This window comes from Janthinobacterium sp. BCJ23 (assembly GCF_059617945.1).
The window spans coordinates 20,824-40,934 of sequence record NZ_JCAQAW010000013.1; the positions used below are offsets into that span (position 1 = coordinate 20,824).

General features: G+C 62.1%; 18 protein-coding genes. 10 read left to right on the plus strand and 8 right to left on the minus strand.

Annotation, left to right across the window (positions count from 1 at the left end):
• Positions 1-93: 93 nt before the first annotated feature.
• The 4 genes from AC54AG_RS27210 to secA all read right to left on the minus strand — a co-directional run bounded on the left by AC54AG_RS27210 (position 94) and on the right by secA (position 5,552).
• The gene (locus AC54AG_RS27210) at positions 94-516 is read right to left on the minus strand and encodes an NUDIX domain-containing protein (protein ID WP_070305645.1); all 423 of its coding nucleotides are present in this window, start codon (positions 514-516) and stop codon (positions 94-96) included.
• Positions 513-1,394, minus strand: a complete 882-nt coding sequence (locus AC54AG_RS27215) for an ATP-binding protein (RefSeq protein WP_070305647.1) — start codon at positions 1,392-1,394, stop codon at positions 513-515. The genes AC54AG_RS27210 and AC54AG_RS27215 overlap by 4 nt, the downstream gene beginning before the upstream one ends.
• Positions 1,391-2,629: a bifunctional glutamate N-acetyltransferase/amino-acid acetyltransferase ArgJ gene (gene argJ, locus AC54AG_RS27220; protein WP_034784989.1), complete on the minus strand. Its 1,239-nt coding sequence runs from the start codon at positions 2,627-2,629 to the stop codon at positions 1,391-1,393. Before argJ ends, AC54AG_RS27215 begins: the two co-directional genes overlap by 4 nt.
• A gap of 154 nt (positions 2,630-2,783) precedes the next feature.
• Positions 2,784-5,552, minus strand: coding sequence for a preprotein translocase subunit SecA (secA, locus tag AC54AG_RS27225; RefSeq protein WP_219330132.1), 2,769 nt, complete (start codon positions 5,550-5,552; stop codon positions 2,784-2,786).
• A 279-nt stretch (positions 5,553-5,831) separates the two neighbouring features.
• On the opposite strand from secA, the gene AC54AG_RS27230 reads away from it, so the two are divergent.
• Entirely contained in the window at positions 5,832-6,341 is a 510-nt protein-coding gene (locus tag AC54AG_RS27230; RefSeq protein WP_034748833.1) for a DciA family protein, read from the plus strand.
• 129 nt (positions 6,342-6,470) lie between these two features.
• Here the strand turns inward: AC54AG_RS27230 and lpxC are convergent, their stop codons facing one another.
• Complete coding sequence (gene lpxC / locus AC54AG_RS27235; RefSeq protein WP_034748834.1) at positions 6,471-7,406, minus strand: UDP-3-O-acyl-N-acetylglucosamine deacetylase; 936 nt, start codon at positions 7,404-7,406, stop codon at positions 6,471-6,473.
• Positions 7,407-7,456: 50 nt separating this feature from the next.
• Positions 7,457-8,299: a DMT family transporter gene (locus AC54AG_RS27240; RefSeq protein ID WP_034748837.1), complete on the minus strand. Its 843-nt coding sequence runs from the start codon at positions 8,297-8,299 to the stop codon at positions 7,457-7,459.
• Between the two features lie 303 nt (positions 8,300-8,602).
• Here AC54AG_RS27240 and nosZ point away from each other — a divergent pair, with 303 nt between their 5' ends.
• The 8 genes from nosZ (at position 8,603) to AC54AG_RS27280 (ending at position 17,796) form a co-directional block, all read left to right on the plus strand.
• Entirely contained in the window at positions 8,603-10,516 is a 1,914-nt protein-coding gene (gene nosZ, locus AC54AG_RS27245; protein ID WP_034748840.1) for a TAT-dependent nitrous-oxide reductase, read from the plus strand.
• A 53-nt stretch (positions 10,517-10,569) separates the two neighbouring features.
• Entirely contained in the window at positions 10,570-12,747 is a 2,178-nt protein-coding gene (locus tag AC54AG_RS27250; protein WP_257620597.1) for a NosR/NirI family protein, read from the plus strand.
• Between the two features lie 20 nt (positions 12,748-12,767).
• Positions 12,768-14,045 (plus strand): nitrous oxide reductase family maturation protein NosD, encoded by a 1,278-nt coding sequence (locus tag AC54AG_RS27255; RefSeq protein WP_439098057.1) that lies wholly within the window; start codon positions 12,768-12,770, stop codon positions 14,043-14,045.
• On the plus strand, positions 14,014-14,967 hold the full coding sequence (locus AC54AG_RS27260; RefSeq protein ID WP_034748846.1) for an ABC transporter ATP-binding protein: 954 nt from the start codon (positions 14,014-14,016) through the stop codon (positions 14,965-14,967). Before AC54AG_RS27255 ends, AC54AG_RS27260 begins: the two co-directional genes overlap by 32 nt.
• On the plus strand, positions 14,951-15,775 hold the full coding sequence (locus tag AC54AG_RS27265) for an ABC transporter permease (RefSeq protein ID WP_200872998.1): 825 nt from the start codon (positions 14,951-14,953) through the stop codon (positions 15,773-15,775). Before AC54AG_RS27260 ends, AC54AG_RS27265 begins: the two co-directional genes overlap by 17 nt.
• Entirely contained in the window at positions 15,772-16,293 is a 522-nt protein-coding gene (locus tag AC54AG_RS27270; protein ID WP_070305655.1) for a nitrous oxide reductase accessory protein NosL, read from the plus strand. Before AC54AG_RS27265 ends, AC54AG_RS27270 begins: the two co-directional genes overlap by 4 nt.
• Before the next feature lie 96 nt (positions 16,294-16,389).
• The gene (locus AC54AG_RS27275) at positions 16,390-16,707 is read left to right on the plus strand and encodes a c-type cytochrome (protein ID WP_034748852.1); all 318 of its coding nucleotides are present in this window, start codon (positions 16,390-16,392) and stop codon (positions 16,705-16,707) included.
• 48 nt (positions 16,708-16,755) lie between these two features.
• A complete protein-coding gene (locus AC54AG_RS27280; protein WP_496632458.1) occupies positions 16,756-17,796 on the plus strand; it encodes an FAD:protein FMN transferase in 1,041 nt (346 codons plus the stop codon).
• A 3-nt stretch (positions 17,797-17,799) separates the two neighbouring features.
• On the opposite strand, the gene AC54AG_RS27285 is transcribed toward AC54AG_RS27280, so the two are convergent.
• Positions 17,800-18,573: a helix-turn-helix transcriptional regulator gene (locus AC54AG_RS27285; RefSeq protein WP_496632460.1), complete on the minus strand. Its 774-nt coding sequence runs from the start codon at positions 18,571-18,573 to the stop codon at positions 17,800-17,802.
• A 104-nt stretch (positions 18,574-18,677) separates the two neighbouring features.
• Here AC54AG_RS27285 and AC54AG_RS27290 point away from each other — a divergent pair, with 104 nt between their 5' ends.
• Positions 18,678-19,445 (plus strand): class I SAM-dependent methyltransferase, encoded by a 768-nt coding sequence (locus AC54AG_RS27290; protein ID WP_496632462.1) that lies wholly within the window; start codon positions 18,678-18,680, stop codon positions 19,443-19,445.
• Positions 19,446-19,585: 140 nt separating this feature from the next.
• On the opposite strand, the gene AC54AG_RS27295 is transcribed toward AC54AG_RS27290, so the two are convergent.
• Positions 19,586-20,092 (minus strand): peroxiredoxin, encoded by a 507-nt coding sequence (locus AC54AG_RS27295; protein ID WP_496632464.1) that lies wholly within the window; start codon positions 20,090-20,092, stop codon positions 19,586-19,588.
• Between the last annotated feature and the right edge of the window lie 19 nt (positions 20,093-20,111).

A 20,111-nucleotide genomic window follows, 5' to 3' on the forward strand; every position in this document is an offset into this window, starting at 1 on the left:
CACTGTAGCGCAAAGCGCCGACTATACAAGGAGAGTCACAGGAAAGCTTGCGCCAGCACGCAGCATGCTGCTGCCCGCTGGCACAAGTAAGGATTAAGCAGGTGCCAGCGATTCCCGGCGTACCTCATTTAACCATTCCAGCAGGGGAATGGTGGCCGGCAGCAAGGGTTCCACGCCGACCGTGCCCTGCCAGGCGAACGCCTGTCCTTCCAGGCTTTGCGGCTCGCCCCGCCATTCGCGGCTGATATAGAAATGCAGGCGCACATGGGCGTGCGGATACACATATTCGACGCCGCACCAGGCTTCGGCACTGTCGATATGCAAGCCCAGTTCCTCGACAAACTCACGTTTCAAGGCATCAAAAATGGCTTCGCCAGGCTCGACTTTACCGCCAGGAAATTCCCAATAGCCGTCATACGGCTTGCCGGCCGGACGCTGGCCCAGCAGCACGTCGCCATTCGGCTTCATCAGGATGCCGACGGCGACGTCGACCGGTTTGATTTTCACTTCGCTCATTGCGGCAACTTTCCCGCAGGAAGTTTCCCCGCATAATCTCGCGCAAATTGCCACGCCACCCGGCCCGACCGGGAACCGCGCTGCAAGGCCCAGCGCAGGGCATCGCCACGCGCTGCCGCGATCTGCTCCGGCGTGCAACCGAACGAGGCGAGCCAATGGGCCGCGATATCGAGGTAATCATCCTGCTTGAACGGATAGAACGACAGCCACAGGCCGAAGCGTTCGGACAGCGAGATTTTCTCTTCCACCGTCTCGCCCGGGTGCAGATCGCCATCGTCGTCCGTCTTGTAGCTCGTGTTGTCCGACATCCGTTCCGGCATCAGGTGACGGCGGTTCGAGGTGGCGTAGATCAGCACGTTGTCCGATTGCGCGGCGATGCTGCCGTCGAGCGCCACTTTCAGCGCCTTGTAGCCGCTCTCGCCCTCTTCGAACGACAGGTCGTCGCAAAAGATGATAAAGCGCTCGGGGCGTGCCGCCACCAGGTCGACGATGTCGGGCAAGTCGGCCAGGTCCGCCTTGTCGACTTCGATCAGGCGCAGGCCCTGGTCGGCGAACTGGTTCAGGCATGCCTTGATCAGCGACGACTTGCCCGTGCCGCGCGCGCCCGTCAGCAGCACGTTGTTGGCCGGACGCTTAGCGACGAACTGGCGCGTGTTCTGCTCGATCTGCGCTTTTTGCGTGCCGATATTGTGCAAGTCGTCCAACGCGATGTTCGACACGTGGGCCACGGCCTGCAAATAAGGCAGCGCGCCCTGGCGCCGGCGCCAGCGGAACGCAAAGCTGTTCCAGTCGGTTGCCGGCAAGGCCGGCGGCAAGATCGACTCGAGGCGCGCCAGCACCCGCTCGGCGCGGATCAGGAATTGATCGAGGCCGGTCATGAGCGGTAGTCGGCGTTGATCGACACGTAGTCATGCGACAGGTCGCACGTCCACAGGGTGGCCGTGGCATCGCCGCGCGCCAGCTTGACGCGGATGGTGATTTCGCTTTGCTGCATCACGCGCTGGCCATCCTGTTCCTGGTAGTCGGGGTTGCGGCCGCCATTCTTGGCCACCCACACGTCGTCCAGGTACAGATTCAATTGGCCCACGTCCAGATCGTCCACGCCCGCATAGCCGATGGCGGCCAGGATGCGGCCCAGGTTCGGGTCGGACGCGAAGAACGCCGTTTTCACCAGCGGCGAATGGGCGATGGAATAGGCGATCTTGCGGCACTCTTCCACGTTGCGGCCGTCTTCCACGGTCACGGTCATGAACTTGGTCGCGCCTTCGCCATCGCGCACGATGGCTTGTGCCAGAAAGGTCGACAGCTCGGTGACGGCTGCGGCCAGTTCCGCATAGTGCGGCGAGTCGATGGAATCGATGACCAGGCTGCCGGCGCCCGTGGCGACCAGCATGAACGAGTCATTGGTGGACGTGTCGCCGTCGATGGTGATGCAGTTGAACGATTTATCGGCCGCCTGTTTCACCAGCTGGTCCAGCACCGGTTGCGCCACGGTGGCGTCGAACGCGAGGAAACCGAGCATGGTGGCCATGTTCGGCTTGATCATGCCGGCGCCCTTGCTGATGCCCGTCAGGGTCACCGCGTGGCCACCGATGGTGACCGTGCGCGAACCGGCTTTCGGCTGCGTGTCGGTGGTCATGATGGCTTCAGCGGCCGAGAACCAGTTATCCGACGTCAGCGCGGCCACGGCTTGCGGCAAGCCGGCGACCAGGCGCTGCACGGGCAAGGGTTCGAGGATCACGCCCGTGGAAAACGGCAGGATTTGCTGCGGCGTGCAGCCCAGCAGTTCGGCCAGCGCGGCGCAGCTGGCCTGCGCGTCGGCCAGACCCGATTCGCCCGTGCCCGCATTCGCGTTGCCCGTGTTGACCAGCAGCGCGCGGATCGGCGCGGCGCCGGCCGTCACGGCCGCCAGGTTGGCTTTCGAAATTTGCACGGGCGCGGCGCAGAAGCGGTTCAATGTGAACACGCCGGCCACGGTGGCCGTCGGCGCCAGTTTCAATACCAGCAAATCCTTGCGGTTGGGTTTCTTGATGCCGGCTTCGGCAACACCGATTTCAATGCCGGCGACGGCTTTCAAGTCGGCGGCGACGGGCTTGGGAGAATTGACGGCCATGGTGAGTTCTTCTGCAAGGGAAAATGGAAGCGCTATTGTAGCGCCTTCGCGGCGCCGGTGAGCATGCGCGCCCACACATGCACGCCTGCAAATTGAAAAGGCATAAAAAAACGGAGACCGCGGTCTCCGTTTTTGTTCAGGCTGTCAAACCGCCTTATGCCAGCTTGCCGTGGCAAGCTTTGTATTTTTTACCGCTGCCGCAAGGGCATGGGTCGTTACGGCCCACTTTGACGCCCATGCTCACGCTCATGTCGTCAACGTTGTCCATATTGCCGCCGGCCGCAGGCGCCAGCAGTTCTTCCGGCGCCGCGTTCGGGTCGAATTCGGCGTGCTGGTAGTGCACGTTTTCCACGTGCGACTGCTGCATCGCCTGTTCGGCCGCATCGACTTCTTCGCGCGACTGGATACGTACCGTCATCACGTGTTTCGTGACGTCGTTCTTGATCATGTCGAGCATCTGGCCAAACAGTTCAAACGCTTCGCGCTTGTATTCCTGTTTCGGGTTCTTCTGCGCATAGCCGCGCAGGTGAATACCCTGGCGCAGGTGATCGAGTGCCGCCAGGTGTTCGCGCCAGTGGCTGTCCACGCTTTGCAGCATGACATTGCGCTCGAAGCCGCCAAACGATTCCTTGCCGACGATGTCGATCTTCGACTGGTACACGGCATCGGCCGCGGCCAGCACTTTTTCCAGGATCTCGTCGTCCGTCAGGGTCGAATCGGCTTCCAGCAATTGCTGCAGCGGCAAGTCGAGCTGCCATTCGCTGGCCAGGGTGTTTTCCAGGCCCTTGATATCCCACTGCTCTTCCACCGATTCGTGCGGCACGTACTCGTGTACCAGGTCGGTGAACACGCCGTGGCGCAGGGAAGCGATCATGTCCGAGATGTCGGTCGTTTCCAGCAGCTCGTTGCGCTGCTGGTAGATGACTTTACGCTGGTCGTTGGCGACGTCATCGTATTCCAGCAATTGCTTGCGGATGTCGAAGTTGCGCGCTTCGACCTTGCGCTGGGCCGATTCGATCGAACGCGAGACGATGCCTGCCTCGATCGGTTCGCCTTCCGGCATTTTCAAACGGTCCATCACGGCGCGCACGCGGTCGCCGGCGAAGATGCGCAGCAGCGCGTCGTCGAGCGACAAATAGAAGCGCGACGAACCGGGATCGCCCTGGCGGCCGGCACGGCCACGCAGCTGATTGTCGACGCGGCGCGATTCGTGGCGTTCGGTGCCGATGATGTGCAAGCCGCCCGCATTGACCACGTGGTCGTGCAGGGATTGCCATTCGTCGCGCAAGGTCTGCGACTGCGCTGCCTTGTCGGCGTCGCTCAGTTCAGCATTGGCTTCGATGAATTTGATCTGGTTCTCGACGTTACCGCCCAACACGATGTCCGTACCGCGACCGGCCATGTTGGTGGCGATGGTGATGGCTTTCGGACGGCCTGCCTGGGCGATGATTTCCGCTTCGCGCGCATGCTGCTTCGCGTTCAGCACGTTGTGCGGCAAACCGGCCTTGGTCAGGATGCCCGACAGCAGTTCCGAGTTTTCGATCGAGGTCGTACCGACCAGCACGGGCTGGCCGCGCTCGTAGCAGTCGCGGATGTCGTTCAACATCGCGTTGTATTTTTCCGCCGACGATTTGTAGACCTGATCCTGGCGGTCCTTGCGCTGCAGCGGACGGTTTTGCGGGATCACGACCGTTTCCAGGCCGTAGATTTCCTGGAATTCGTACGCTTCGGTATCGGCCGTACCGGTCATGCCGGCCAGCTTGGCGTACATGCGGAAGTAGTTCTGGAAGGTGATCGAGGCCAGGGTCTGGTTCTCGTTCTGGATCTTGACGCCTTCTTTCGCTTCGACGGCCTGGTGCAAGCCATCGGACCAGCGGCGGCCCGTCATCAGACGGCCCGTGAATTCATCGACGATCACCACTTCATTGTTTTGCACCACATAGTGCTGATCCTTGAAGTACAGCGCATGCGCGCGCAGGGCAGCATACAGGTGGTGCACGAGGGTGATGTTGGCCGAATCGTACAGCGACGCGCCTTCCGGCAGCAGGCCCATTTCCATCAGGATGCCTTCGGCCTTTTCGTGGCCCGCTTCCGTCAGCAGCACCTGGTGCGCTTTTTCATCCTTGGTGTAGTCGCCCGGCACATCAACCTTGCCCTTGCCGTCCGGCGTTTCTTCGCCGATCTGCAGAGTCAGGCGCGCAGGCACTTCATTGATCTTGTGATACAGGTCCGTATGGTTCTCGGCCTGGCCCGAAATGATCAGCGGCGTACGCGCTTCATCGATCAGGATCGAATCGACTTCATCGACGATGCCGAAGTTCAGGCTGCGCTGCACGCGTTCGCGCGCTTCGTAGACCATATTGTCGCGCAAGAAGTCGAAACCGAATTCATTGTTCGTGCCATAGGTGATGTCGGAGTTGTACGCCTGCTGCTTGGCGCTGTGCTCCATCTGCGACATGTTCACGCCAGTCGACAGGCCCAGCCATGCATACAGGCGGCCCATGGTCTCGGCATCGCGCTGCGCCAGGTAATCATTGACGGTGACGATATGCACGCCCTTGCCCGACAGGGCATTCAGGTAGGCTGGCAAGGTTGCCATCAGGGTCTTGCCCTCGCCCGTGCCCATTTCCGCGATCTTACCGAAATGCAAGACCATGCCGCCGATCATCTGCACGTCGAAATGGCGCATGCGCAAGACGCGCTTGCTGGCCTCGCGGCAGACGGCAAATGCTTCCGGCAACAAGGCATCGAGCGATTCGCCAGCGGCGATACGTTCCTTGAAGGCAGGCGTCTTCGCTTGCAGCTCGGCATCCGACAGCTTTTCGATGGCCGGCTCGAGCGCATTGATCTCGCGTACCGTTTTTTGGTATTGCTTGAGCAGCCGCTGGTTGCGGCTACCGAAAATCTGGGTCAGTAATGACATGCTTGAATTCTTGAAAAAACGCCGTTAAAAAAAGCTCGGTAGGGAACAACGAGGTAGGTATCGCGTCACCGCACGGAGTTCGACTATGGCAAAAGACGATGATTTTATCATGCGTTCCCGACATGGTTGGGGTAATGCGCCATATAACAATAGCTTAATGACAAACAAATGGCAGAAATTGCGGACATTTTCCATACTGTAAGGCAATACGGCCCACCCGCCTGCGCCGCACCCGCCGCCGCACTCGTCATGCACGGGCGAGTGTGCTATGTTTCGGCCATGCGAACTCCCACTTATTCTCCGGCGCCGCGCCGCGGCTACGGCTTTGCCCGTTCAGGCCCGGCCGTCACGGGCGCAACCGATTTTCTGCGCGGCAACGCGACGATGGCCTCATTGATGCCTACCGTCACGCGCCTGGCCGCCTTGCAAAAAGACTGCGCCAAGGCCTTGCCGGCCATGTTCGAGCACTGCGACATCCTGCAATTCGAAGGCGGCCAACTGGTGCTGGCCACGCCGAACGCGGCGCTGGCGGCCAAGCTCAAGCAGCAATTGCCGAAGTTGCAAGGGGAACTGGAAAGAAAGGGCTGGCAGATTTCAGGCATCAAGCTGAAAGTGCAAGTCATCAAGAGCATCGCGCCCATCGTGCATACGCGGGCGCTGGTCTTGCCGGAAAAAGCCATGTCGGCCCTGGAAGAGCTGAGCACGGCCCTGCCCGCGTCGAAGCAGAACGAGCAATTGATCGCGGCGCTGCGCAACATGGTGCGCCACCACCGGGAACCGAAGGACTGAGAATAACGGCGCTAAATTAACGCATATCGCGTAGGTCGGATTAGGCCCTTCGGGCCGTAATCCGACAACACCACGATCAGTGCCAACATGGTTGTCGGATTACGCGGGGCGTCGCCCCGCTAATCCAACCTACGTCAGCGACCACTCGCGCTCCATTTGACGCAGGTAGGATTGCGGCGCCGCCTCGTTCGTGTCGAATGACACGATTTCATACGCATCGGGCTGCTCCAGCAGCGCCAGCAGCAGCTGGTTGTTCAGCGCGTGGCCCGACTTGTGCGCCGTGTAGTAGGCGAGCAAGGGGTGGCCCACCAGGTACAGGTCGCCGATGGCGTCGAGGATCTTGTGGCGCACGAACTCGTCTTCATAGCGCAAGCCATCCGCGTTGAGGATGCGGTACTCGTCCATGACGATGGCGTTTTCCAGCGAACCGCCACGGGCCAGGCCCATGCCGCGCAAGCTTTCCACGTCCTGCATGAAACCGAAGGTACGCGCGCGCGCCACGTCGTGCACGTAGGACACGTCGCCAAAGTCGACCGAGGCGCGCTGCATCGTGCCATCGACGGCCGGATGGTTGAATTCGATGAAGAAATCAAGCTTGAAACCGTCGTATGGCGACAAGCGCGCCCATTTCTCCGCGTCACCCTTGCCGTGACGCACTTCCACGGGCTTGACGACCTTGATGAATTTCTTCGCCGCCTGCTGCTCTTCCACGCCAGCCTGCTGCAGCAGGTAGACGAAGGACGAGGCGGAACCGTCCATGATGGGAATTTCTTCCGCATTCACGTCGATATACATATTGTCGATCCCCAGGCCCGCCGCCGCCGACATTAGATGCTCCACGGTGGACACCCTGGCGCCATCCTTGATCAGCACGGAAGCCATGCGCGTGTCGCCCACGGCCATGGCGCTGGCGGGGAACTCGACGATGGGATCGAGGTCGATGCGGCGAAACACGATGCCCGTATCGATCGCGGCAGGACGCAGGATCAGCTCGACCTTGGTGCCGGAATGCAAACCGACACCGATGGTGCGGACCTGTTGTTTGATGGTGCGTTGTTTTAACATGGCACGATTATATCCAGTTGCGGCGTGGAATGCTGACCGGCAAAGAAATGCTAGGGATGCTCACTTTCCACATGCACGGCCTCGCGCCGCACCAGGTAGATGCCGCTGGCGATAATGATCGCCGCGCCAAGCAAGGTATAGCGATCCGGCAGCGCCTGCCACAGCAGCCAGTCTATCGCCACGCCCCAGGCCAGCGCCGTGTACTCGAACGGCGCCACGATTGACGCCTTGCCGGTGCTGAAGGCCTTGGTGATCGCCAACTGCCCGAAGAAGCCTGACAGCGCCAGCACCATCAAGATCGAGCCGTGTTCGGCACGCACAGGCACCCAGATATTCCACGCCAGCGTTACTGCGCCAATCGACATCAGCGTCAGCAGCCAGAACATCATCGCCTCGGTGCTGTCGGTGCGCGCCAGCACGCGCGCGCTGATGGCCGACACGGCGTAGCAGGCAGCTGCCACCAGAATCGCCAGCCCGCCCAGCGACAGGAAGCCGGTGCCTTCGGGGCGCAGCACCACCAGCACGCCCAGCAGGCCGACGCCAATCGCCACCCACTGCCCGCGGCCCACGTGCTCCTTCAGCACCCACACCGACAGCGCCGTGATCAAAGCCGGCGCGATGAAGAAGATCGAATATGCCTCGGCCAGCGACAGCGACTTCAGCCCGAAGGCAAAGGTGGTCAGCATGGCGATGCCGAGTGCGGCGCGCAACAGGTGCATTGGCCAGCGTATGCGGAAGATGCCCTTGAACGCACCGCGGTACAGCATGTAGCCGCACAGCAGTGGCAACGAACTGAGCGAGCGCATCGCCGTGACCTGCGTGGCGGGATAATGGGCAGACAGCAGCTTCATGGCGGTATCCATGCACGAGAACATGGCGACCGCAATCAGCATCGCATAGATGCTGTGCAGATTTTCTTGACGAGAAGACAGGGAATGCTCCTTGACGACCGGTCCGGGGCGGACCACTGGGAACGTCATTATGGCGACGTCCGGAGCCAGCACAGCGGAGGCGCTGCCGGGATTGATTATAGCAAGCCGGCCAGCTCATCAGGGGCGACGACGAAAACAGTGCCTGGATCAAGTACTGCCGCAATCGCGGCGGCGCTGCCTGAAATGCTTGATCCACGTCATCGTTTTTTTAAAAGATGCATGTAAAATGCTTGTTTATAATTTTGCAACGATGGAGAACGAGAGATGGACAGCAAGAAGATAGATACCACCAACGACACGCCGTCGAGCCGCCGCGGCTTTCTCGGCAAGAGCGCCGCACTGGGCCTGGCAGGCGTCACGTTGGGCCTGGCCGGCTGCAAGGAGGAAGCTGCCGCCGGTGGCAAGAGCGCTGCCGCACCGGCCGCACATCACGGCACCGAGATCGCGCCAGGCCAGCTGGACGACTACTATGCTTTCATCAGTTCCGGCCATTCGGGCGAAGCGCGGGTGCTCGGCCTGCCTTCCGGACGCACGCTCAAGCGCATCCCGGTGTTCAACGTCGATTGCATGGTCGGCTGGGGTATTACCAATGAATCGAAAGCCATCATCGGCACCAAGCCCGACGGCACGCTGAAATACATCACCGGCGACACCCACCACGTCCACGGCAGCTACAAGAACGGCACGTATGACGGCCGCTGGCTGTTCATCAACGACAAGCTGCATTCACGCGTGGCGCGCATCCGCATGGACACCATGGAATGCGACAAGATCACCGAACTGCCGAATGTGGCCGGCTTCCACGGCCTGTTCCCTGACAAGCGCGATCCGGTCGACCAGAAGATTGACTACACCACCCGCGTGTTCTGCGGCGCCGAATTCCATATCCCGCTGCCGAACGACGGCCGCGACCTGGACAATCCGGACAAGTGGGGTGCGTTGTTCAGCTGCGTCAGCGCAGAGACCATGGAAGTGATGTGGCAGGTGCGCGTTGACGGCAATATGGATCTGTGCGCCACCTCGTACGACGGCAAGCTGGCCGCCTGCAACCAGTACAACGTGGAAAACGCCGCCGACCTGAACGGCATGATGGCGGCCGAGCGCGATGCCTGCGTGTTCCTGCATATCGAACGCGTCGAGGCCTTGGTCAAGGCAGGCAAGTTCACCACCATCGGCAGTTCCAAGGTCCCCGTGGTCGATGGCCGCAAGGCTGCCAACGCCGATCCGAAAAGCGCGATCTCGCTGTACGTCCCGGTCAGCAAGAACCCGCATGGCGTCAACGCCAGCCCGGACGGAAAATACTTCGTCTGCTCCGGCAAGCTGTCGCCGACCGCCACCGTGATTGAATTGAGCAAGGTGCTGCAGTGGTTCGACGGTAACGTCAAGGATCCGCGCGACACCGTGGTGGCCGAACCGGAAATCGGCCTCGGCCCGCTGCACACCGCCTTCGACGGCAGGGGCAACGCCTATACCTCGCTGTTCCTCGACAGCCAAGCCGTCAAATGGAATGTGGATGCAGCCATTGCCCAGTTCAAGGGCGACAAAAACGCCAAGGTCATCATCGAGAAGCTGGACGTGCACTACCAGCCGGGCCATAACTACTCATCGATGGGTGAAACCAGGGAAGCTGACGGCAAATACCTCAACTCCGGCAACAAGTTCTCCAAGGACCGCTTCCTGCCAGTCGGCCCGCTGCATCCTGAAACCGAACAGTTGGTGGACATCAGCGGCGCCAGCATGAAGCTGATAGCCGATCACACTGCCTACCCGGAACCGCACGATGGCATTATCGTGCGCCGCGACGTGGTCAAGACGCGCCAGATCCACACCATGACCGACTTCCCGAATGCCGTCACGCCGGAAAACGCCGGCATCGAGCGCAAGGGCAACAAGGTGCATGTGCGTCTGATGTCGCAAGCGCCGGCGTTCAGCATGCCGGTCATCAAGGTCAAAAAAGGCGATGAAGTCACGCTCACCCTGACCAACTACGACAAGGTCGAAGATTTAACCCACGGTTGCGCCATCCCGACCTACAACATCAACTTTATCGTCAATCCGCAGGAAACCAAGTCGGTCACTTTCAAGGCCGATCACGCCGGTGCGTTCTGGTTGTATTGCACGCACTTCTGCCACGCCCTGCATCTGGAAATGCGTAGCCGTTTCCTGGTTGAAGCCTGAGTTGTCCCGCAAGTCCATGCCGGCTGATGCGTCAGCCGGCATGGCATATTCTCATGACGACTACTTTAAAAACCTTGTTCAATTCGCTGGCGTCGTGCTTGATGTTACTGGCTATGCTGGCACCGCCCATCGCCGCCGCCAACATCTACGACGCTGAACTTTCCTCCGAACTGTTGCACGGCGCCGACCTGTGCGCGCATGCCGCCTGCCGCGACGTGATGCCGCAAGCGCAGCGCTTCTCGCAGCGCATGGGTTCTCCACGCTATGTGCAAGCGCTGGACACCGGCGGCAAGCTCGTTGGCTACGTTTTCCTGTCAACCGACGTGGTGGACATTCCCGCCTATTCCGGCAAGCCGGTCATTACACTGATCGGCATGGACACCGCAGGCATCATTACCGGCGTGCGCGTGATCAAGCATTCCGAACCGATCCTGCTGGCCGGCATACCGGAATCGGCGCTGCTCAAGTTCATCGGACAATATGTCGGCCTGCGCGGTGACGCCAGGCTGGAAATTGGCCGTGGCGGCGATGGCAGCGTGGGATTGGACGCGATCAGCGGCGCCACCGTGACGGCCATCGCCGAGAACCAGGTAATTTCCCGCAGCGCCTATGAGATCGGCCGCCAGGTCGGCATCTTCACTGCGGCGGCGCGGCCGCCAGCCCGCTTCACGCCGCTCGACGAGCGCCTCAACTGGGGCAAGCTGGCCGACGAGGGCTCGGTCGGCCGCCTGACGATCACCGCGCGCGAAGTCGGCGCCGACAGCGCACGCGGCGACTACATCGATCTCTACTTCGGCTACCTCAACACGCCGACGCTGGGCAACAGCCTGCTGGGCGAGGACAACTACCAGCGCCTGATGCGCGACCTCAAGCCGGACGAGCATGCGATCTTCGTCATCGCCAGCGGCCAGACCTCGTTCAAGGGCTCGGGCTTTGTGCGCGGCGGCATCTACGACCGCATCCAGGTGCGGCAAGATCCTGAAACCTACACCTTCCGCGATACCGACTATCTCAATCTGTATCACCTGCAGCCCGGCGATGTGCCCCAATACCGCGAATCGGGCATCTTCATCGTCCGCTCGAAACACTTCAATCCGGCGTGGCCTTGGACGCTGACGCTGCTGGTCAATCAGTTGGACGCCAAGGGCGCCAAGACCTTCACCCACTACGACCAGACATACTGGCTGCCGGCCCGCTATCTGGAAGGCGGCCATCCGAAAGTGGTGACGGCGCGCCCGGCGTGGCAAAACATCTGGCTGGACCGGATTGCGCAAATCGGCTTCTTCGTCGCCACCCTGTTGTTTACCGCCATCTGGTACGCACGACGCGACCGGCTGGTGCGTGCATCGACGCGCAAGCACAAGCCTTTGATCAGCTGGCCGCGGCTGGTGCTGTGGATCATCAGCGCCGGCTTCATCGGTTTCTACCTGAAGGCGCAGCCCAGCATCACGCAGATCATGACCTGGCTCCATTCGCTGATCCATCAATGGCGCTGGGAGCTGTTCCTGTCCGATCCCTTCATCTTCCTGTTCTGGTGGTTCATCATCATCACGGTGCTGATCTGGGGACGCGGCCTGTTCTGCGGCTGGTTATGTCCATTCGGCTCGCTGCAGCACCTGATGCTGAAACTCGGTTCCGCCATCGGTCTGAAACGCTGGCAGAAACTGCTGCCAAAACCACTGCACGACAAGCTGCGCTGGCTGAAGTACGTCATCTTCTTCGGCCTGATCGGCGTATCCCTGTTCTCAATGGAGACGGCCGAACATCTGGCCGAAATCGAACCCTTCAAGACCACTTTCCTGGTCGGCGTATGGAACCGCAGCTGGCCATTCTGGCTCTTTATCGGCGCCATTCTGGGCCTGTCGCTGTTCAGCGAGCGCCCCTACTGCAAATACCTGTGCCCGATGGGCGCGGGCCTGGCGCTGCCCGGCAAGTTCCGTCTGTTCGGTCTGAAGCGCAAGGCAGAATGCACCAGCTGCCACGCCTGCGCCGCCGGTTGCGGCTCGCACGCCATCGACAGCCAAGGCAAAATCGATCAGATGGAATGCATGCTGTGCCTGGACTGCATGGTGATGTACTACGACGATCACGCCTGTCCACCCCTGGTGAAAGAGCGCAAGCGGCGAGCTGCCAAGGGCGAAGCGCTGACGCGTATCGGCGCCGACGGCTACTTCCTTACGCTCGACAGCTTGCGCTCAACGCTGCCGTCGCAAGGCAAGGAAGACGCATGAGGCTGGCGCCTTCCGCCCTGCTGGCGCTGATGCGCGCGCTGGTGCTGGCAGTCATATTGGCCGGCTATGGGCCTGGCCTGGCCGCCGCCGTGCTGGAAGTGGCGCCGGGCACGTCGATCAATGCGGCCATCGCCAGTGCGCAGAAAGGCGACACACTGCTGATCGCACCCGGCAGGTATAACGAACACGTGCTGGTCGACAAGGCGCTGACGCTGCAAGGGCGCAGCCATCCCACCATCAGCGGCCGAGGGCACGGCGACACCATCCGCATCACCGCCCCCGACGTCACCCTGATCGGCCTGGTCGTGATCGACAGCGGCGCGGACCTCACTGCGCAGAACGCCGGCATTTATATCGTGCCTGGCGCGCATCGCGTACAGATCAACAACTGTCGACTGGTCGCCAACCTGTTCGGCATCTGGCTGCAAGGCGTTGACGATGCGCGCTTGCTGAACAACACCATCACCGGCCGGCGCGACCTGCAGTCGGCGCAGCGCGGCAATGGCATCCAGGTGTACGACACGCGCGGAGCGCGCGTCACCGGCAACGAAATCAGCGGCACGCGCGACGGCATCTATGTCGACGTCTCGCGCGACGCGCAATTTCGCCACAACCGCATCCACCATGTCCGCTACGGCACGCACTACATGAACACCCACCACAGTACTTGGGAAGACAACGAGGTATATCTGAGCCGGGCCGGGCTGGCGCTGATGGAGGTGCGCAGCCTGACCGTGCGCCGCAATATCGCGTGGGGCAATACCGATCACGGCATCATGCTGCGCACCATCCAGGACTCGCTGATCGAAGACAACGTGGTGGCCGGCAACGACCGTGGTTTTTTCATCTATGACGCCGAGTACAACACGCTGCGCCACAACCTGATCATCAATAACCGCACCGGCGTGCACCTGTCGGCCGGCTCGTCGAACAACCAAGTCGATGGCAACGACTTCATCGGCAACCAGGAGCAGGTGCGCTTTGTTGCCGCGCGCGATGTCGAATGGGGCAAACAGGAAGGCAACTACTGGAGCAATTACAACGGCTGGGACCAGAACGGCGACGGCCAGGGTGACGTGGCGTATGAAGCGAACGACCTGGTTGACCGTCTGAACTGGCAATACCCGCTGCTCAAGCTGCTCGGCGCCAGCCCCGCGCTGCAGACGCTGCGCTTTGCCGCGCGTCAGTTTCCGCTGCTGCGCGCGCCAAGCGTAGTCGACCGCCATCCGCGCATGCGCCCGCTCTCACAGAATTGGAAGAAATGGAATGACATCGCTCCCCGCATCGAATACAACTGAAGCCGCCGTCAGCCTGCGCGGCATCCGGCATCGCTACGGCGCGCTCACAGTGCTGCAGGACGTCAGCTTTGACATCGCCCATGGCGCCATGTTCGGCCTGATCGGCCACAATGGCGCCGGCAAGAGCACGCTATTCAAGCTGATGCTCGGTCTTATCACGCCCTGCGCCGGCACGCTGCACGTACTGGGCCAGAACGCGGCCGAACCTGCCTTTCGCCAGACGCGCCGGCGCGTCGGCTATCTGCCGGAAAGTTTTCTCACCTACGATAACCTGAGTGGCCAGGAAGTACTGCACTTTTTTGCGGACTTGAAGCACATTGCGCGCGCTGCTTGCGCACCGTTGCTCGACCTGGTGGGCCTGACGCATGCCGCCGCGCGGCCGGTACAGGGGTACTCCAAGGGCATGCGCCAGCGGCTCGGCCTGGCGCAGGCTCTGCTGGGCGAGCCGGACCTGATCTTCCTCGATGAGCCGACCAACGGATTGGACCCGCAAGGCATCGCCGACTTTTACGCCATCTTGCGCACCGCGCAGGACCGCGGCGCCACCATCGTCATCACCTCACACATCCTGGCAGAGATCGAGCACAGGGTCGACCAGCTGCTCATCATGCAGAGCGGCACGGTGGCCGCGCAAGGCACGCTGAGGCAGTTGCGGACGGGTACCCATGCGCCCCGGATGCTGACCATTACCGCCACGATTGCGCCTGCGCTGCAGGCGGGCGTGCGCGCGGCGCTGGCCGCGTTGCCGCTGGAGCTGGCGCTGGAGGTGCATGGCGAACAGCTGCACGTGCGCTGCGCCAGGGCCGACAAGATGGCGGTGCTGCGCCAGCTGGCCGCTTGCGCCGACGACATCGCGATTCAGGAATCGACATTGGAACAAGTATTTCTCGGCTACGGAGGCACCCATGCGCGCACGCATTGAATGGCGCCAGGTCGGCGTGCTGGCCGCAAAAGAATGGCGTGAGCGGCTGCGCAACCGCTGGGTGCTGGCCGTGGCGCTGGTGTTTGCCTTCTTCGCGCTGGCCATCGCCTACTTCGGCGCAGCCCAGCAGGGACAGGTTGGTTTCCACGGCATCGACGCCACTATCGCCAGCCTGTCCAGCCTGGTGATCTATCTGGTGCCGCTGATCGCCCTGATACTCGGCTATGACGCGATTGTCGGCGAGCGTGAGCGCGGCGCGCTGGAACTGCTGCTGTCGATGCCGGTGACGCCGCTGGAAGTGCTGCTCGGTAAGTATCTCGGCCTGGCGGCGGCGCTCACCAGCGCCACCGCGATCGGCTTTGGCGCCGGCCTGCTGCCGCTGTTCTCGCAACTGACTGTGGCCGAGGGCTGGCGCTACGCCCAATTCGTCGCCAGCGCCGTGCTGATGGGACTGGCCTTCCTCAGCATTGCCATGCTGGTATCGGTCAGCACCCGCGACCGCGTCCGCGCCAGCGGCATTGCACTGGCGCTGTGGTTCCTGTTCGTGCTGGTGTTCGACCTGCTGCTGATGGGGGTGATGGTGCTCAGCCAGGGCCAGCTCGGTAGCGGCCTGTTCGCCGCCATGCTGATGCTGAACCCGGCCGACGTATTTCGCCTGCTGAACGTGTTCAGCTCGGACCAGGCGCAAGCCATGTATGGCCTGGCCACCGTGATGCCGCAAGGCTGGACCCACCCGGCGCTGCTGTCGGGCGTGATGCTAGCCTGGATTTTTTTACCGTTTTCTATCGCACTCAGGAGATTTTCATGACTATTTTCCACCTGCGCAGGAGCGCGCTGGCCGCACTGGCCACCCTTGCGCTGGCCGCCTGCACGTACAGCGCCACCAACCTGCCAGCCATTGATCCGTCCGACGAAGCCGCGTGTGCGCTGGACGGCATGCTGCTGCGCGACTTCCCTGGGCCGAAAGCGCAGGTTCGCTTCGCCGACGGGAAGACCAGCTACTTCTGTGACGTAAAAGAACTGCTCGGTGAAATGCTGGCGCCGGAACAGCGTCGCGCCACCAGCGCCTTCTACGTGCAGGACATGGGCAGCGCCAACTGGCAACAGCCGCAAGGCCACTGGATCGGGGCACACGACGCGCTCTATGTATTAGGCAGCAAGGCGCAGGGCTCGATGGGCCCGGCCATCGCCTCGTTCAGCCGGCAGGTGGACGCGGAAGCGTTTGTTCGCAAGGAAGGCGGCCGCGTGCTGCGCTTCAAGCAGATCACGCCGGCCCTGCTGAACGAAGCCAGCGGCGCCATGCCGACGCACGCCATGGCGCATTGAAACACCACCGCCTGGGCCGGCATTGCCGTTCGGCGGAAAGCGCCGGTCCGTTTTTACCCCGGCATTTGCCGACTTACTTTTGAAAAGAGACAGACCATGAAGAAACTACTTGCACTGGCAGCAATGCTGGCAGCCATCACCTCTGCCACCAGCGCCGCTGCCGCGCCGGACGCCGCCAAGGTTGAGAAAACCTACTCCACCACCTGCCTGGCCTGCCACGGCAGCGGCATCATGGGCGCGCCCAAGGTTGGCGACAAGGCGGGATGGAAACCGCGTATCGCCAAAGGCAAGCCGGCGCTGTACCTGAGCGCCATCAACGGCGTGAAAATGATGCCGCCACGCGGCGGCAATCCAGGCCTGAAGGATGATGAAGTGAAAGCACTGGTCGACTACATGGTCGCCAAGAGCAATTAAGACTGCTGGCCGCCGCCTGCGCGCGGCGGCCACACCCGGAGATATTCCATGTTCACCCGCACGCTGCTGGCGCTACTGCTGTTCCTGACTGCTTGTTCCGGCGAGGAACGCCTCTACAAAACCCGGGGTCACGTGTTCGGCACCACGGTCGACATCACCATCTACGGTGGTTCGCAGCAGCGCGCCGACCTGCTTGGCGCCGAGGTACTGAGAGAATTCGATCGCCTGCACCGTAAATTCCACGCGTGGGAGCCAAGCATGCTCACCGCCCTCAACGACAGCATCGCCAAAGGCGAGCCAATGCGCGCCGACGCTGAAATGGTCGGCCTGCTAAAATCGGCCGAGAAGCTGTCAGTGCGTTCCGGCCTGCTGTTCAACCCCACCATTGGGCATCTGATCAGGCTGTGGGGCTTCCAGAAAAACGACATCGGCGCGCAGGGACCGCCGGCCGCCGAGATCAAGCGCTGGGTCGACGCGCGGCCATCGCTGTCCGACCTGCGCTACAGCGGCAACATCATCAGCAGCGTCAACCCTGCCGTCATGATCGACCTCGGCGGCTACGCCAAAGGTTACGCGCTCGACCGCGCCGCCGCGCTGCTGCGCGAAGCGCACGTCAAGGCGGCGCTGGTCAACATCGGTGGCAACGTCATCGCCATCGGCCAGCCCGGTGAACGACCGTGGCAGGTCGGCATCCGTGATCCGCGTGGCGCCGGGACAGTTGCGCAGATCGCTTTGCGCGACAACGAAGCGATCGGCACCAGCGGTGACTATGAACGCTACTTCATGAAGGACGGCAAGCGCCGCCCGCACATCATCGACCCGCGCAGCGGCTACCCGATCGATCTGGTCGCTTCGGTCACCATCATCGCCAGCGGCGGCCGCGCCCCTGGCCTGCGCTCGGACGGCCACTCCAAACCGCTGTTCATCACCGGCCCCCGAGACTGGCAAGCGATGGCGGAAAAACTCGACCTGAAAGAAGTGCTGATGGTTGACGCCCAGCGCAATGTCCACATGACAGCAGCCATGCAAGCGCGCATTGCAGGTGCAGAGCGGCACGAGCACGCCGGGACCTGGCAAGCACGCGAGTGACGTCTACGACACAGGCAACAGCATCACCAGCTTCAGTTCATGCTGGCGCGCCAGGTGCAAGGTCACCTGATTGAAACTGAGCGCACCCTGCAGCGGATGCTGGAAGCTGCGCAAGCCGCCATCGCGCCCCAGTACTTGCTGCGCACTCCACCACAGCCGGAATTCCAGGCTGGCGCCGGCCAGTTCCGCGATCAGGCCGGCCAGCGGCGCCTGGTCCGCCTGCCGGCCGATATCGGCGCGGAACTCCGCCACCAGCCGCTGTGCCCGCTCGGGCCAGCCGACGACGAGGTCGCGCGCGCCCGCGTCCAGGAACATGAAGCGCAACTGGTTCGGTGCGCCGTCCCCGGCCTGCAGCCAGCCCGCAAACAAGGTGGACGCCGCGCCGTTCCACGCCACGGCGTTCCATGCGCGGTCGAGGATGTAGGCGGGCGCGTCAATGGCGGACACGATGGCGGCCAGTTCGGCTCTGGCAGGCCCACCGCCCTCGCCTGTCGCGTGGCTGGGGTCATGCTTGTCGGCCACCTCGAACAGATAGGCGCGCTCGGCCGCGCTCAGCTGCAGCACCTGCGCCAGGCGGGCCAGCATCTTGGCCGACGCCGACACGGGCCGCCCCTGCTCCAGCCACGTCAGCCACGTGGGACTGACGTGGCACAACTGGGCCAGCTCTTCGCGCCGCAAGCCCGGCGTGCGCCGCCTCCCGCCACCGGGCAAGCCAGCCATGGCGGGGGTAACGGCTTCGCGCCGGGCGCGGATGAATTCAGCAAGTTTATTCGACATGAGATGGATGCATGGTAGTGGATATACCAGTATAAGTTATGGTCTTGTTACAGGATAATTTTATCCCTATTCTGCAGGAACTCACCCATCAACAGGAGAAAACCATGCAGCAGCACGATGTCGTTACCGAACAGTTTGGCAAAACGGCCAATGCCTACCTGAGCAGCGCCGTACACGCGCAAGGCGCCGACCTGGTGCTGATGCAGGAATGCGCGCGCCGCCACGGCAAGCCCGTCGTCCTGGACCTGGGCTGCGGCGCCGGCCACGCCAGCTTTGCCGTCGCCCCCGTGGCGCAATCGGTGGTCGCCTACGACCTGGCGCAGCCCATGCTCGACGTCGTCGACCACGCCAAGGCGCAGCGCGGCTTGCACAACATCAGCACGCAACAGGGCGACGTGGCGCGCCTGCCGTTTGCCGACGCCAGCTTCGACATGGTTGTCACGCGCTTTTCCGCGCACCACTGGAACGACGTGGCCGCGGCCCTCGCGGAAGCGTGGCGCGTGCTGCGCCCGAACGGCACCTTGCTGGTGATCGACATCGTCGCGCCGAAAACGGCCCTGTACGACAGCACCTTGCAGGCGGTGGAAATGCTGCGCGATGCTTCGCACGTGCGCGACTACCGCACCTGCGAATGGGGCGCCAAATTCAACAACGCGGGATTCACGCACAGCTTGCGCAGCGTGTGGAAACTGACGATGCAGTTCGACGAATGGGTGGCGCGCATGCGCACACCAAGCGAAAGAGTGGCGGCCATCCGCAACCTGTTCGATAGCGCGCCCGAGGAAGCGCGAAGATATTTCGCGCTGCAGCACGATTATTCCTTCGATATCGACGCGGCCATGTTCGAGGCGACAAAACCGGTGGTGCAATAAAAAAACGGCGCCAACATGGCGCCGTTTTTTTTACATCGTAGGTCGGATTAGCGCGTAGCGCGTAATCCGACAACACCACGAAGGCGTCAACAATATTGTCGGATTACGGCGCTTTGCGCCTAATCCGACCTACGCCACGATTATTTCAGCTGACCCAGCAGCGTTTCGGCATTCGACACTTCAAACTTGCCACCCTGCTCGATGTTCAATTGCGTCACGACGCCATTGTCGACCAGCATCGAGTAGCGCTGCGAGCGCGTGCCCATGCCGTGCTTGGAGAAATCGGCGTCCAGGCCCAGTGCCTTGCTGTAAGCGGCATTGCCGTCAGCCATCATGCGCACGACGCCGGTGGCTTTCTGGTCGCGGCCCCAGGCGCCCATCACGAATGCATCGTTGACGGAGATGCACCAGATTTCATCGACGCCCTTGGCTTTCAGGTCGGCAGCGTGCTGCACGTAGCCTGGCACGTGCTGTGCGGAGCAGGTCGGGGTGTAGGCGCCTGGCAGGCCGAAGATGGCGATCTTCTTGCCCTTGACCAGGTCTTGCACGTTGAACGTGTTCGGGCCCAGTGCGCAACCTTCGGTTTCGCTTTCGATGAATTCGGCCAGGGTGCCTTCTGGCAGGGTGTCGCCGATCTTGATGGTCATGTTGACTCCTTGTGTACTG

Bases quoted from the DNA above. Each gene is read 5' to 3' on its own strand.
- lpxC (WP_034748834.1), bottom strand. From the start codon at position 7,406: ATGTTAAAACAACGCACCATCAAACAACAGGTCCGCACCATCGGTGTC.
- secA (WP_219330132.1), bottom strand. From the start codon at position 5,552: ATGTCATTACTGACCCAGATTTTCGGTAGCCGCAACCAGCGGCTGCTC.
- AC54AG_RS27270 (WP_070305655.1), top strand. From the start codon at position 15,772: ATGACTATTTTCCACCTGCGCAGGAGCGCGCTGGCCGCACTGGCCACC.
- AC54AG_RS27260 (WP_034748846.1), top strand. From the start codon at position 14,014: ATGACATCGCTCCCCGCATCGAATACAACTGAAGCCGCCGTCAGCCTG.
- AC54AG_RS27295 (WP_496632464.1), bottom strand. From the start codon at position 20,092: ATGACCATCAAGATCGGCGACACCCTGCCAGAAGGCACCCTGGCCGAA.
- AC54AG_RS27250 (WP_257620597.1), top strand. From the start codon at position 10,570: ATGACGACTACTTTAAAAACCTTGTTCAATTCGCTGGCGTCGTGCTTG.
- AC54AG_RS27265 (WP_200872998.1), top strand. From the start codon at position 14,951: ATGCGCGCACGCATTGAATGGCGCCAGGTCGGCGTGCTGGCCGCAAAA.
- AC54AG_RS27230 (WP_034748833.1), top strand. From the start codon at position 5,832: ATGCGAACTCCCACTTATTCTCCGGCGCCGCGCCGCGGCTACGGCTTT.
- AC54AG_RS27290 (WP_496632462.1), top strand. From the start codon at position 18,678: ATGCAGCAGCACGATGTCGTTACCGAACAGTTTGGCAAAACGGCCAAT.
- AC54AG_RS27210 (WP_070305645.1), bottom strand. From the start codon at position 516: ATGAGCGAAGTGAAAATCAAACCGGTCGACGTCGCCGTCGGCATCCTG.
- AC54AG_RS27285 (WP_496632460.1), bottom strand. From the start codon at position 18,573: ATGTCGAATAAACTTGCTGAATTCATCCGCGCCCGGCGCGAAGCCGTT.
- nosZ (WP_034748840.1), top strand. From the start codon at position 8,603: ATGGACAGCAAGAAGATAGATACCACCAACGACACGCCGTCGAGCCGC.
- AC54AG_RS27240 (WP_034748837.1), bottom strand. From the start codon at position 8,299: ATGCTGATTGCGGTCGCCATGTTCTCGTGCATGGATACCGCCATGAAG.
- AC54AG_RS27280 (WP_496632458.1), top strand. From the start codon at position 16,756: ATGTTCACCCGCACGCTGCTGGCGCTACTGCTGTTCCTGACTGCTTGT.
- AC54AG_RS27275 (WP_034748852.1), top strand. From the start codon at position 16,390: ATGAAGAAACTACTTGCACTGGCAGCAATGCTGGCAGCCATCACCTCT.
- argJ (WP_034784989.1), bottom strand. From the start codon at position 2,629: ATGGCCGTCAATTCTCCCAAGCCCGTCGCCGCCGACTTGAAAGCCGTC.
- AC54AG_RS27215 (WP_070305647.1), bottom strand. From the start codon at position 1,394: ATGACCGGCCTCGATCAATTCCTGATCCGCGCCGAGCGGGTGCTGGCG.